The organism is Bacillus sp. S71 (assembly GCF_016625265.1).
In the GTDB taxonomy this organism is placed as follows: Bacteria; Bacillota; Bacilli; order Bacillales; family Bacillaceae_G; genus Bacillus_A; species Bacillus_A cereus.
Window position 1 is genome coordinate 133,642 of the sequence record NZ_JACVUW010000008.1, and the last position, 12,776, is coordinate 146,417.

Consider the following 12,776-nt stretch of genomic DNA (forward strand, 5'->3'; position numbering starts at 1 on the left):
TGTTTGTTCAATAAAATAAATCATGCTACAATGAAAACGAATTAAGGACCGGGGAGCCAATTGGCTGAGAGGATGTAAGTAAACATCGACCCTCAACCTGATCTGGATAATGCCAGCGTAGGGAGTTACTTAAAGTGATGTAGCATATGTTATTCTATAATAACTTGCATACAAGGCTTTCCTACGCAGTAGGAAAGCCTTTTCTTATTTTTGAAATCTAATTTTATAAGGGGGATTTTATTATGTCACAACAAGTTACAATGTCATTTTCAGTAGTACCACAAGCGAAAACGAAAGATGTATATTCTGTTGTCGATAAAGCAATTGAAGTTGTGCAACAATCGGGAGTTCGTTATGAAGTAGGGGCAATGGAAACAACTTTGGAAGGAGAATTAGATGTACTTCTTGATGTCGTTAAACGTGCGCAACAAGCTTGCGTCGATGCTGGAGCAGAAGAAGTGATTACTTCTATTAAAATCCATTATCGTCCAAGCACTGGTGTAACGATAGATGAAAAGGTTTGGAAGTACCGTGATGAATATGCAAAACCAGAAGCAATCTAAACTTATTACAACTATTTGGCTTATCCTTCTCATTGCGATATGGGAAGGATCTGTTTCATTATTTAAAATCGAACCGTGGATTTTACCAAAGCCTTCTGCCATTGTTCAAGAATTAATTGGGATGAAAGATTTACTATTACCAAATACGATGCAAACACTGCAGGAAGTTATAATTGGACTATTCTTTGCAATTTTATTGGGGACGAGCATCGCAATTATTATGGACGTTATACCGTTATTTCGTATTTTAATAAATCCATTGCTCGTTATTTCGCAAACAATTCCAATTGTTGTACTTGCACCGCTATTTATTATTTGGTTTGGATATGGGATGTTGCCGAAAGTAATGGTCGTAATACTCGTTTGTTTCTTCCCAATTGCGCTTAGTATTTTAGAAGGTTTTCAAACAGTAGATAAAAACATGTTGAAGCTTTTACAAACAATGAAGGCGACAAAATGGCAAGTTTACCAGAAAGTAAAATTTCCAGCAGTGCTTCCATACTTTTTCTCCGGTTTAAAAATTGCAGTTACATATAGCGTAATGGGGGCAATTATCGGAGAATGGCTCGGTGCAAGTGAAGGATTAGGCGTTATGCTTACGAGGGCTACAAAATCCTTTTTGACTGCCCGAGTATTTGGTGTTGCAGCAATCATCGTTATAGTGACATTATGCCTGTATTTTATCGTAGAGTTTATGGCAAGAATAACAGCACCATGGATATATAGAAAGGACGGCAGAAAATGAAAAAAGGTTTGAAAGTTATGTTAGCTGCCTTAGTAGCGGTAGGTGTGGCTGGATGTAATCCGGCGAAGAAAGAAGAAAGTGCAAGTAAAGATCAAAAAGTAAAAGTAGTATTAGATTGGTTTCCAAATACGAATCATACTGGCTTGTATGTAGCGCAAACGAAAGATTATTACAAAAAGCAAGGATTAGATGTAGAAATTATTCAACCAGGTGACAATGTAACAGCAGAGCAAATGATAGCATCAGGAAAAGCAGACTTCGCAATAAGCGCACAAGAAAATGTAACATTAGCTCGTGTGGAAGGAATTCCTGTTGTATCTGTAGGAGCGATTATTCAGCATAACACTTCAGCGTTTGCATCGCTTAAGAAAGATAATATGACGTCACCGAAAGATTTTGAAGGTAAACGTTATGGCGGCTGGGGAGGACCAGCGGAAGAAGCGACATTAAAGACGATTATGGATAAGCATCAAGCTGATTTTAATAAAGTTGAAAAAATCATCTTAGGACAAACAGATTTCTTTAAATCAATCGGCCGTGATGCAGATTTCGAATGGATTTATTACGGTTGGGATGGTATTGAAGCGAAGCGCCAAGGAAAAGAGTTAAATACGATTATGGTGAAAGACTTAGATCCAGCGCTTGATTTCTATAGTCCTGTTATTATTACGAGTGAAAAACATACGAAGCAAGATAAAGACTTTGTGAAAAAGTTTATGAGTGCAACAACAGAAGGTTATAATTTTGCAATTAAGGAACCGAAAGAAGCTGCTGATATTTTAATTAAAGCTGTTCCAGATGTAAATAAAGATTTAGTTCAAGAAAGCCAGAAATGGTTAAGTACGAAGTATCAAGATGATGCGAAAGCATGGGGAGTACAGAAGGAAGAAATTTGGACGAATTACATGAATTTCTTATATGACAACAAAGTTATTAAAAAGAAAATCGATGTAAAAGATGCTTTTACAAATGAATTCCTTCCAAGTGAAAAATGAGCGGATTACAAATAAAAAATATAGTGAAATCTTTCGACGGAAAGAATGTATTAGAGAATATTAGTGCCTCTATACAAGAGGGAGAGTTTGTTTCTTTTGTAGGACCGAGTGGTTGCGGGAAAAGCACATTATTAAACATGATTGCAAATGTTGAAAAACCAACAAGCGGGAACGTAATGTATAAAGATAAGCAAGTACAAGAGCAAGATGTTGTTAGTTATATGCCACAACAAGATTTATTACTACCGTGGCGATCAGCTTTGCAAAATATCGTTCTTCCGTTAGAAATTGAAGGAAAGCCGAAAAAACAAAGGCTGACAGAAGGAATGGAAGCATTAAAGCAGTTCGAACTAGATGAATATGCAGACCATTATCCAGATGAATTGTCTGGTGGTATGCGTCAAAGAATTAGTTTTCTGCGCACATATTTATGTGAAAAGCCAATTATGCTGCTTGATGAGCCTTTTGGAAAGTTAGATGCATTTACAAAAATGGAAGTACATAGCTGGCTTTTAAACTCTTGGCATCAAGAGAAGCAAACAATCGTTATGGTGACACATGACTTAGATGAGGCAATCTTGCTTTCAGATCGCGTATTTATTTTATCTCAAAGACCAGCGTCAATTGTTGGCGAGGTACAAGTGAAATTACCTAGACCGAGAACGATGGATATGTTAACATCACTCGAATTAAAAAAGGATAAAGAAGAGATTTTAAGTGTGTTAGCTCCTTATATGAAAAAATAGAAAAAGCCTTTTAACAGTTTTTAGTATAATTACTGTTAAGAGGCTTTTTTTAGAATATGAAAAGATGGAGAAGGAACAAAAGGGAAAATAGAGAATATAATATAACAGAGTAGTTTATACTCTTAATATAACAAATGTTAAAGGAGTGAAAGGATAAAATGACTTTATCAACTGTTCTTCAAATAGTTTTAGCTTGATATGGGAGAAGTTTGCCCATTTTTTAAGATTAAGCTAAATTGAAGACAGCAGGTAAAGAACCTTAATCCTTTTTTACGATAATATGTAATGGGTAAGGTGTATTCACCTTACCCATTTTTATATGCATAATTAAATAAGGCTTCATACTGTTGGTCTCTCTATTTAGCTTATGGACGATAAGTAAAGGAGAGAAAAAAATGAGTATATTAACAGTAGAAAATTTAAGTCATTCGTATGGTGAGAAAACCATCTTATATAATGCGTGCTTTCGATTATTAAAGGGGGAGCATGTTGGGTTAGTAGGGAAAAATGGGATTGGAAAATCAACACTGCTAAGAATTTTAACAGGAGAACTTATACATGATGATGGGAACATTGAATGGTTTCCACATGTGAAGGTTGGATTTTTGCAGCAGCATATAGATTTACAAGAAGGGATAACAATTGAAGGATACTTGCAAAGTGCATTTTCTAACTTGTATGCAATTGAATACGAAATGTTAAAAATTGCAAAAGAGATGACTGAGGCAGTAGAAGTAGAAAAATTGTTAGTAAGGTATGGAGAGTTACAAACTATATTGGAAAACTCTAATTTCTATCAAATTCATACAGAAATTGAAGAAGTAGCAATTGGTTTAGGGCTGTTTGAAATAGGATTGGAAAAGGGTGTTTCAAAGTTAAGTGGAGGACAGCGGACAAAGTTATTACTAGGAAAGCTTCTTCTAGAAAAAGCTGATGTTTTATTGCTAGATGAACCAACGAACTATTTAGATACAGCACATATAGAATGGTTGCAATCGTACTTGAAGTTGTATGAAAAAGCTTATATTATCATTTCGCATGACGAAGTGTTTTTGAACAATATTACGAATGTCATTTACCATCTAGAAGAACGAAAAGTTAAGCGATATGTAGGGGATTATGAAAAGTTTTTACAAAGTTATCAAGTGCAAAGGAAACAATTACAATCGGCGTATGTGAAACAACAAAAAGAAATTGCTCAGTTAGAAACATTTATTCAAAAAAATAAAATTCGAAAAGCAAAACAGGCAAAAAGTCGAGAGAAAGTATTGGAGAAAATGCGAAGGGTTGAAAAGGTAAATAATGTACCTCAGTCCTGTTTTGCTTTTACTGTTTATAATGAACCAGTAAGTCGTATATTACAGGCTGAGAAACTAAGAGTGGGTTATAGTGAGCCGTTATTTCCAGAATTGAATTTACAAGTGAAAAAAGGAGAAAAGATAGCTATTGTTGGTCAGAATGGTATTGGAAAAACGACAATATTAAAAACGTTATTAGGTCAAATAAAGCCGCTAAGCGGTTCGATTTTTGTTGGGGACCGAGTAAATCCTGCTTATTTTGCACAGGAAGAGTTTGCTTCAGAAATAACACCATTAGAGAAAGTTTGGGCACAACGACCAGATATGACAAAGAAAGAAGCGCGCCAAGCATTAGCGAAGTGTGGATTGAAAGAAGAACACGTATTAAAACCTATTCGTTTATTAAGCGGTGGAGAGCAAACGAAAGTGCGTTTATGTGAACTTATCGTAACGAAAAGCAATGTTTTAATTTTAGACGAACCGACTAATCATTTGGATGTAGAAACTAAGATGGCTTTACAGGAAGCGTTACAACAATACAAAGGAACGATTTTAATTGTCTCACATGAACCTTCTTTCTATGAATCGTGGATAACAAAAGTATGGAATATAGAAGATTGGAATGCTGAACAATATGAATAAAGAAAAGGCATTAGCTTTTATGAGCTAATGCCTTTTCTTTGTGATTAACATGATTTTCGAGAACTCTTACATGAGAATTGTATGAAGAAGCACTCTTATGGTGCGCTTATAAGCGTGCTTTTTCTTTTGTTATATTTATAATAATACGAAAGCCTTTCCCTAACAGGTGACTATCTTTCTTTATATATATAGATAGTTCAAAACGGAATGAAAATAATTCCTATATGTAAAGGATAATGTGGATATTATAGGAAGACAATAGAAATTAAAGGAAATTCATGTAAAATTCAAATGAACTTCATATAAACTTCATATTAGAAACTAAATATAATTATAATAGGTTATTGTGATATTTTTGATTTTTCATAAAATTAAAAGTTTGAATTTAGGAAGTCTTGCTCGAACCTAAATTCAAACTTTAGTGAAATAATTAATGGATATTACGTCTAGTTTTCGCTAATGACGGCATTTAAAATTTCGGCAGGATTACCTGTTCCTGCACCACCAATTGTAATAGATCCACCAGGAGGAATTTCGCCATTCCATCCTGCGTTTGTAATTACATAATGATTATTTGTTTTACTACTAATTTTAGAATCCCAAACTTGTGTTAAATTGCCGCTATAATCAAATTCTAATTTCCAATTTTTAATAGGAGTCGTTCCATTATTTTTGATTATAATCGAGAAGTTATAACCGCTGCCCCAATTCGAAGTGACTGAAAATGTAGCAGTGCCATTTCCATCAGGAGGTGTCGTATTAGTTTCATCCGTTTTGACAGTAAGAGCGGTAGGTTGTGATTTATTTCCAGCAGCATCTTTGGCAATTACTGAAAATGTGTATTCTGTATTAGGTTTTAAGTTTTTAATTGTAATGCTATTTGTTGTTGTACTCCATTTCTCTTCTCCAGCAGTAATTTCATATTCCGTAACTCCTACGTTATCAGTAGATGCAGTCCAGTTTAATTGAACTGAGTTTGAATTTTTATTCGTAACTACAATATTTTTAACATTCGTTGGTGGCTCAGTATCTTTTTGACTAATAGGTCCACCAAGTAATTCTTTTACTAGCGTATCAAGTAATTTTGGACCACTACAACTATATTTTGGACTTGTACGGCAATCCCCGCTTAGTTCCCAAAACATTGCTCCACTTAAACCCTTCGTCTTTATATAGTCTGTTTTATATTTCATAGATTCATTGTCATCGTAGCTAATAAATGTGCCTGTAGTCGCATTATATAAGTAAGGTACTTTAGCTGTGTCATTCCAGTAGCGTACAAAACCATTTTTATTAACGTAATTGGCTGCTAAATCACCGTAATCATACACACCTGTGTCACCGGTAGAATAATCATCCCAAGTACCTTTAGAAGCAAGTTTCCCATCGCTACCTGGTTTGCAAGGTTGATATTGTCCGTTATTTTCTTTGCCACAACTTTTCCAGCCACGTCCGTAAAAGGGTACGCCTAATACTAGTTTATCGACTGGAACACCTTCATTTGTATAAACATTTATAGCACCATCTACGTAAAAATTCGTATTTGCTGCTGGGTCATTTGGATCCTTATATAGAGCTGCATTATGATTAGAAGTAGCTTCCCATCCGCCGTGGAAATCATATGTCATAATATTAATCCAATCGAGTATTTGAGAAATTTTCTTTAGCTCTGTATGATCAGCGTAGCGTTGGCTTGCACCTGAAGCGATTGTTAGTAAATATTGTTTGCCATCTTCAGTACCTGCTTTATTCAAAGCATTTCGGACGTCTTGAAGAAGGAGAGTGAAATTTTGTTTATCTTCAGGACGATAACTACCACCAGGAATCGTTTCAACGCCCGGATATTCCCAGTCTAAATCTACGCCATCAAACCCATATGCGCGAAGAAAAGCTACTGTAGATTCAGCAAATACTTTTCTTGTTTTTTCATCAGCGGCCATATCAGAAAAGCGGTTAGACCAAGTCCAGCCACCAACGGAAATAATTGTTTTTAAGTGAGGATATTTAGCTTTTAATCGTTTTAGTTCTCCGAAATTTCCGCAACGGGCATATTTATCGCAATCTTCCCAAGTTGTACCTGAGCCAGGATACGATTTGGTAACATCAGCCCATGGTTCCCCGAGTACGAGAGTACCATTAGGAACCTCTTTATTTTGCAATGGTACACCAGATTCTTTACAGTTCCACGTTTGTTTATTTGGATTATCAGGATGAGTAGAAGGGTTTCCATGTTTTCCATTCCAACAAATATCCGCGAAAGCATAGTTAAGGTGAGTAAGTTTTGATGCATCAATGTCAGCAACTTGATAATTACGTCCGTAAACGCCCCACGAAGGAAAGTACCCAACAATTTTTTGATTTTGCTTTGGTGAATCTGCTAATGCGAGATTTGGAGTAATAAAATTTGTGAGAAAAAGAGGTAAGAAAAGTAGTAGAGATAGTAATAGCAGTGTGAATTTTTGAGACCTCATAGCCATTTCTCCTTTCAAAATAAAAGATATATTTAAAGGCATACGCCAATAAATCAAAATGAATCTAGACGTATGAAACGTCTAGATAAAATGATCAGACATCACGAAGTCTATACAAGGGAGCTGGGGGTGATTAAATCGTAACAAATGTAAGATTTAGTGTAAACGCTTTATTCAGTTGTAAAAGACTTTCTCAATACAAAAAGGCTTGAATACAAACTATATATGAAAACGAAAGATCAGTATGGGAGGAAATAGCTCATTATAAATAAATTTGAGAAAAAATTGTATGGAGCCAATTATTAAAGACGTAGAAAGATAAGGAAATATCATGTAAAATAATAGTAAAAATATGTAAAGGAGGGAATAGTGTGGATGTGTTTTTGAACATTGCTGAAGAAAAAATTCGAAAAGCAATACGGAACGGTGATCTTGATTATCTTCCGGGAAAAGGAAAACCACTACAATTAGAAGATTTTTCAATGGTACCTCCAGAACTTAGAATGAGTTATAAAATTTTAAAAAATGCGGGAATGATTCCACCAGAAATGGAACTACAAAAAGATATATTAAAAATAGAGGATCTAATTGCTTGCTGTTATGATGAAGAAGAGAGAAAAAAATTAAGAGAAGAGTTAACAGTAAAAACGCTTCGTTTTCAGCAGGTAATGGAAAAGAGAAAGATTAAAGATAGTTCAGCTCTTCGTATGTATCAAGAAAAAGTATTTCGTAAATTACGCTAAGAGGGATAAGATGACTACATTTAAAACGATAGAAGAATTAGCGACCTATATCGAAGAACAACAATTGGTACTTCTGTTTATTAAAACGGAAAATTGTGGTGTTTGTGATGTTATGCTAAGAAAAGTAAATTGCGTATTAGAGAATTATGATTACGTAGAGAAAATAGAGATATTACTACAAGACATGCAAGAGATTGCGGGGCGATATGCCGTATTTACAGGACCGACAATTTTATTATTTTATAATGGAAAAGAGATCCTTCGAGAATCGCGCTTCATTTCACTTGAAAATCTAGAGAGAACCATTCAATTATTCGAGGAATAAGGGAGGCTTTTATATGGAATTTATTATTGTCATACTATTATTTGTTGTAGTTGGAATAATCGTAACAGCAGTTCGATCGAACAAAAAGAAGGTAAATCTTACAAAACAAAATAAAATTCATAATTCATCTAACAACTCATCACCATTATTTTTCTTTGCTGGATCTGATAATGATAGCTCGCATGATGGCGGCTCACATGATTGTGGAGGGTCTTTTGGGGGAGATAGCGGTGGAAGCTGCGGTGGTGGCGGTGATTGATGAAAATGCGCCTTATATAGGCGTATTTCTTTTTAAACAAACGTTTGATTAGTTGGCTTACATATTGCATAAACACAGTTAAACAAACGTTTGATTAATATTTTTAATATACTAAGGGGAATGGAAATGAAAAGGGAACCGAAAGTGAAAAATAAGGAGAAAGTAGTGTTATTTTTATTAGCTGCGGGAGGCGTATTTCTTGTTAAATTAGCATTTAAATTTGGAACGATACATATGATTCGAACTTGGTTTGAAAGTACGTTTTCTTAAATAAGGAATATATCCTCTTGCGATAGAGGTTTTTGATTTGTTATCATTAGACTGAACGGTCGGTTTAAAGAGGTGTGAATATGAGAAGAAGCGCAGAAGAGATAAAGAAAGAAATTGCATATAAAGCAGAAAGTCTATTTTCACAGAAGGGCTATGCAGCTACATCTATGGAAGAGATTTGTGAAATTACAGAGCGAAGTAAAGGAAGCATTTATTATCACTTTAAAAGTAAAGAAGAATTATTTTTATTTGTAGTGAAACAGCATACGTATGATTGGGTTGAAAAATGGAATGAAAAAGAGAAGTTGTATAGTACTAGTACTGAAAAACTATATGGTCTCGCGGAATATCATGTAGAGGACATACAGCAACCAATTTCAAATGCAATAGAGGAATTCTCTATGAGCCAAGTTGTAAGTAAAGAGATTCTGGATGAATTGTTAGCTTTAACTAGAGAATCATATGTTATGTTTGAGAAATTAATTGAAGCAGGTATACAGTCTGGAGAGTTCCGTGAAGATAATGCTCGTGATCTTATGTATATTGTGAACGGATTATTATCAGGGCTTGGAGTACTTTACTACGAGTTAGATTATAAAGAGTTGAAGCGTATTTATAAAAAGGCAATAGATGTATTGTTAAAAGGAATGGCAGCTGAATAATAAGTCAGTTGCTTTTCTTACAAAACAAATTAGACCGAACGGTCGGTTTATGAAAGGGGAATGAAAGTGAACGCTTTATTTAAAAACCGAGCATTTATGCTCGTTATGGCATCTGATATTTTACAACAATTTGCAATTTGGATCAGAAATATGGCTCTTTTATATTTCATAATGGAGCGGACAAATAATGATCCAGTTTCAGTGTCTCTATTATCTGTCATGGAGTATGCACCTATCTTTATTTTCTCGTTCATTGGTGGTGCATTAGCAGATCGCTGGAATCCGAAAAGAACAATGGTCGCTGGAGATGTGTTGAGTGTACTGTCTATTATAGGAATTGTCCTGTTGTTAAAGCTGGATTATTGGCAGGCTATATTTTTTGCAACACTCATTTCCGCGATTGTAGGTCAGTTTTCTCAGCCCTCATCTTCGCGTATATTTAAGCGCTATGTAAAAGAAGAACAGGTAGCAAATGCGATTGCATTTAACCAAACATTACAGTCATTATTTATGATTTTTGGACCAGTTGTAGGATCAATTGTGTATACACAACTTGGCTTATTTACATCACTATATAGTTTAATCATTCTATTTTTGTTATCGGCTATCGCCCTTTCATTTTTACCAAAATGGGTTGAAAAAGAGCAAGTGGCAAGAGATTCATTAAAAAATGATATAAAAGAAGGATGGAAATACGTTCTTCACACGAAAAATTTACGTATGATTACGATCACTTTTACAATTATGGGTTTAGCTGTTGGATTAACAACTCCATTAGAGGTGTTTCTTGTAATTGAACGTTTAGGCATGGAAAAAGAAGCTGTTCAATATTTAGCAGCAGCTGATGGAATAGGTATGCTAATCGGTGGTATTGTTGCTGCAATTTTCGCTTCAAAAGTGAATCCGAAAAAGATGTTTGTATTCGGTATGGGCATATTAGCGATATCATTTTTAGTAGAAGGGCTATCTACATCATTTTGGATTACTAGTTTCATGAGATTTGGAACAGGTATTTGTTTAGCTTGTGTTAATATTGTTGTCGGTACGCTTATGATTCAACTTGTACCAGAAAATATGGTTGGAAGAGTAAATGGGACGATTTTACCACTGTTTATGGGGGCAATGCTAATTGGAACTTCACTAGCTGGAGGATTAAAGGAACTAACTTCACTAGTTACTGTATTTTGTATAGCGATGGCACTTATTTTATTAGCGATAGGGCCAGTTCTACGTATGCAAATAAAGAAAGAAGCTGTCGCTAATAAAGAGGAACTAACAAATTCGTTAGCTTCGAAATAACTATTGTAAGGGAGCAAAATTGCTCCCTTTTTCTTTGAGGAACTTTTGACAACTATATGAGCCAATTATATACTGATGTTGTAAAAACGATTTTACAGGTTAGGAGCAATGGTGTGAAAAATCAAATCTATGAATTACGCACTGAAAATAATATTTCACAAGGCGCATTAGCTGATAAATGCAAGGTTTCTAGACAAACGATAAATGCAATTGAGAATAATAAATATGATCCAAGCTTAGCGTTAGCATTCCGTTTAGCTGAAGTATTAGGAACAACTGTTGATAAATTATTTTTGTACAAGCAGTAGGGTCGTTCATTATAAGGCGCACCGTTAAAAATAAAAAAGATCCTCTTCTTATGAGAAGAGGATCTTTTCTTATAGCGTTTTAGTCTTTGGACTAGGTGGTGTAACGGATGTATTATTTTCTGGAACTCTAGTGAGTAAGAATCCACCGATAATAAACAATACAATAATACTAAGAACACCAGCGTTTGTTTTTCCTGTTAATTGCGTTGTAACACCGACTAATACCGGGCCCATAATTGCGGCGAACTTACCAAAGATATTATAAAATCCGAAGAATTCATTAGCAGATTCTTTTGGTACTAGTTTTGCAAAGTATGAACGACTTAGTGCTTGAATACCACCTTGAGATGTAGCAACTAACATTGCTAAAATCCAAAAATCAAGTGTCGTTTTTAAGAAATAAGCATATGTGCAAATAATGATATAAATAATGATACCGACATATAACATTTTTTTACCAGTAAATGTTTCAGATAGTTTTCCGTATAGTAACGCAAATGGACAAGCGACAATTTGTGTTACAAATAATATGATTAATAGATTCGTTGCACTGATACCGAGGTCGGTTCCGTAAGCTGTAGACATAGTAATAATTGTATCGACTCCGTCAATATAGAAAAAGTAAGCAATTAGAAACATAAATACAGTTTTATATTCTTTAATATTTTTAAAAGTATCAGCAAGACGTTTGAAGCTCATTTTAATAGGTCTTGGATGACGCTCAATATAGTGTGTTTGCTCTACGTTTTTAAGCATTGGAATTGTAAATAACCCCCACCAAAGAGCAGTTATCGCAAATGAAATTTGACTAGCAATGCCAACTGATAAAGGGATAGTTCCTTTTTGAGCAAGAATAATAAGAGCGATACAACCGATAAAAGGAATAGTACTCCCAATATAGCCTAAAGCGAAACCTCTTGTAGAAATTCGATCCATTCTATCTTCAGAAGTGACATCTACTAAAAATGCATCATAGAAAATGTTGGCTCCAGCAAAACCAACTAAGGCGAGCATATAGCATCCTAATAATAAGTACCACTGAGATGTTGGAACGACTGCTAACATACTTGTAAATACGATACCAAGTCCAAAGAAGAATGTGAAAAATCGTTTTTTAAATCCTTTATAATCAGCAACTGTGCCGAGAATAGGAGCAAGTATAGAAATTAAAAGTGTAGCGAACGAGTTTGCATATCCCCAATATGCTGTTGAAGTTGCACCAGATAGCCCGGCTTCTTTTGCAGCTGCTTTAAAGTAAATTGGAAATAATGCAGTTGTAATGACGAGCGAATATACCGAGTTCGCCCAATCGTATAATATCCAGCTTTTTTCTTGTCTGGACATTTTTTTCATATAGTGTTCCCCCTTAAATTTGTTCTACTAACAGTGTACAAAAATAAAAATTATAAAAAGAGAAACAGTGATGATTTTTACAGAACTTTTACATATA

General features: G+C 34.7%; 14 protein-coding genes and 1 riboswitch. Of the genes, 12 read left to right on the forward strand and 2 right to left on the reverse strand.

Translation table 11 applies throughout. The features are described 5' to 3' along the window. Positions 1-39: 39 nt before the first annotated feature. Positions 40-141: riboswitch (TPP riboswitch) on the forward strand. 101 nt (positions 142-242) lie between these two features. From IBT51_RS18400 to IBT51_RS18420, 5 genes are all read left to right on the forward strand, one after another. Next, entirely contained in the window at positions 243-563 is a 321-nt protein-coding gene (locus IBT51_RS18400; protein ID WP_000082906.1) for an MTH1187 family thiamine-binding protein, read from the forward strand. Then, on the forward strand, positions 535-1,308 hold the full coding sequence (locus IBT51_RS18405) for an ABC transporter permease (RefSeq protein ID WP_001057164.1): 774 nt from the start codon (positions 535-537) through the stop codon (positions 1,306-1,308). Before IBT51_RS18400 ends, IBT51_RS18405 begins: the two co-directional genes overlap by 29 nt. After that, on the forward strand, positions 1,305-2,303 hold the full coding sequence (locus IBT51_RS18410) for an ABC transporter substrate-binding protein (RefSeq protein WP_000715573.1): 999 nt from the start codon (positions 1,305-1,307) through the stop codon (positions 2,301-2,303). The genes IBT51_RS18405 and IBT51_RS18410 overlap by 4 nt, the downstream gene beginning before the upstream one ends. After that, a complete protein-coding gene (locus IBT51_RS18415) occupies positions 2,300-3,049 on the forward strand; it encodes an ABC transporter ATP-binding protein (RefSeq protein WP_000016079.1) in 750 nt (249 codons plus the stop codon). Before IBT51_RS18410 ends, IBT51_RS18415 begins: the two co-directional genes overlap by 4 nt. A 395-nt stretch (positions 3,050-3,444) precedes the next feature. After that, positions 3,445-4,989 (forward strand): ABC-F family ATP-binding cassette domain-containing protein, encoded by a 1,545-nt coding sequence (locus IBT51_RS18420; protein ID WP_200458710.1) that lies wholly within the window; start codon positions 3,445-3,447, stop codon positions 4,987-4,989. A gap of 446 nt (positions 4,990-5,435) precedes the next feature. Here the strand turns inward: IBT51_RS18420 and IBT51_RS18425 are convergent, their stop codons facing one another. Next, positions 5,436-7,460: a glycosyl hydrolase family 18 protein gene (locus IBT51_RS18425; protein ID WP_064532162.1), complete on the reverse strand. Its 2,025-nt coding sequence runs from the start codon at positions 7,458-7,460 to the stop codon at positions 5,436-5,438. Positions 7,461-7,831: 371 nt separating this feature from the next. On the opposite strand from IBT51_RS18425, the gene IBT51_RS18430 reads away from it, so the two are divergent. From IBT51_RS18430 to IBT51_RS18460, 7 genes are all read left to right on the forward strand, one after another. After that, the gene (locus IBT51_RS18430; protein ID WP_088021826.1) at positions 7,832-8,203 is read left to right on the forward strand and encodes a DnaJ family domain-containing protein; all 372 of its coding nucleotides are present in this window, start codon (positions 7,832-7,834) and stop codon (positions 8,201-8,203) included. A 10-nt stretch (positions 8,204-8,213) separates the two neighbouring features. Continuing rightward, on the forward strand, positions 8,214-8,528 hold the full coding sequence (locus IBT51_RS18435) for a thioredoxin family protein (protein WP_064532164.1): 315 nt from the start codon (positions 8,214-8,216) through the stop codon (positions 8,526-8,528). Positions 8,529-8,541: 13 nt separating this feature from the next. After that, positions 8,542-8,787, forward strand: a complete 246-nt coding sequence (locus tag IBT51_RS18440; protein ID WP_088021827.1) for a hypothetical protein — start codon at positions 8,542-8,544, stop codon at positions 8,785-8,787. A gap of 126 nt (positions 8,788-8,913) precedes the next feature. Continuing rightward, entirely contained in the window at positions 8,914-9,057 is a 144-nt protein-coding gene (locus tag IBT51_RS18445) for a histidine kinase (protein WP_069354903.1), read from the forward strand. A gap of 80 nt (positions 9,058-9,137) precedes the next feature. Further along, complete coding sequence (locus IBT51_RS18450) at positions 9,138-9,719, forward strand: TetR/AcrR family transcriptional regulator (protein ID WP_001254447.1); 582 nt, start codon at positions 9,138-9,140, stop codon at positions 9,717-9,719. 66 nt (positions 9,720-9,785) lie between these two features. Continuing rightward, positions 9,786-11,018, forward strand: coding sequence for an MFS transporter (locus IBT51_RS18455; protein ID WP_064532166.1), 1,233 nt, complete (start codon positions 9,786-9,788; stop codon positions 11,016-11,018). A 56-nt stretch (positions 11,019-11,074) separates the two neighbouring features. Next, positions 11,075-11,326 (forward strand): helix-turn-helix transcriptional regulator, encoded by a 252-nt coding sequence (locus IBT51_RS18460; protein ID WP_002023181.1) that lies wholly within the window; start codon positions 11,075-11,077, stop codon positions 11,324-11,326. 69 nt (positions 11,327-11,395) lie between these two features. Here the strand turns inward: IBT51_RS18460 and IBT51_RS18465 are convergent, their stop codons facing one another. Then, positions 11,396-12,679 (reverse strand): MFS transporter, encoded by a 1,284-nt coding sequence (locus IBT51_RS18465; RefSeq protein WP_000738820.1) that lies wholly within the window; start codon positions 12,677-12,679, stop codon positions 11,396-11,398. Between the last annotated feature and the right edge of the window lie 97 nt (positions 12,680-12,776).

What these genes read in the sequence shown, in the direction of transcription:
- IBT51_RS18400 (WP_000082906.1), top strand. Translation starts at nt 243, where the DNA reads ATGTCACAACAAGTTACAATGTCATTTTCAGTAGTACCACAAGCGAAA.
- IBT51_RS18405 (WP_001057164.1), top strand. Translation starts at nt 535, where the DNA reads ATGAATATGCAAAACCAGAAGCAATCTAAACTTATTACAACTATTTGG.
- IBT51_RS18410 (WP_000715573.1), top strand. Translation starts at nt 1,305, where the DNA reads ATGAAAAAAGGTTTGAAAGTTATGTTAGCTGCCTTAGTAGCGGTAGGT.
- IBT51_RS18415 (WP_000016079.1), top strand. Translation starts at nt 2,300, where the DNA reads ATGAGCGGATTACAAATAAAAAATATAGTGAAATCTTTCGACGGAAAG.
- IBT51_RS18420 (WP_200458710.1), top strand. Translation starts at nt 3,445, where the DNA reads ATGAGTATATTAACAGTAGAAAATTTAAGTCATTCGTATGGTGAGAAA.
- IBT51_RS18425 (WP_064532162.1), bottom strand. Translation starts at nt 7,460, where the DNA reads ATGAGGTCTCAAAAATTCACACTGCTATTACTATCTCTACTACTTTTC.
- IBT51_RS18435 (WP_064532164.1), top strand. Translation starts at nt 8,214, where the DNA reads ATGACTACATTTAAAACGATAGAAGAATTAGCGACCTATATCGAAGAA.
- IBT51_RS18440 (WP_088021827.1), top strand. Translation starts at nt 8,542, where the DNA reads ATGGAATTTATTATTGTCATACTATTATTTGTTGTAGTTGGAATAATC.
- IBT51_RS18445 (WP_069354903.1), top strand. Translation starts at nt 8,914, where the DNA reads ATGAAAAGGGAACCGAAAGTGAAAAATAAGGAGAAAGTAGTGTTATTT.
- IBT51_RS18450 (WP_001254447.1), top strand. Translation starts at nt 9,138, where the DNA reads ATGAGAAGAAGCGCAGAAGAGATAAAGAAAGAAATTGCATATAAAGCA.
- IBT51_RS18460 (WP_002023181.1), top strand. Translation starts at nt 11,075, where the DNA reads ATGAGCCAATTATATACTGATGTTGTAAAAACGATTTTACAGGTTAGG.
- IBT51_RS18465 (WP_000738820.1), bottom strand. Translation starts at nt 12,679, where the DNA reads ATGAAAAAAATGTCCAGACAAGAAAAAAGCTGGATATTATACGATTGG.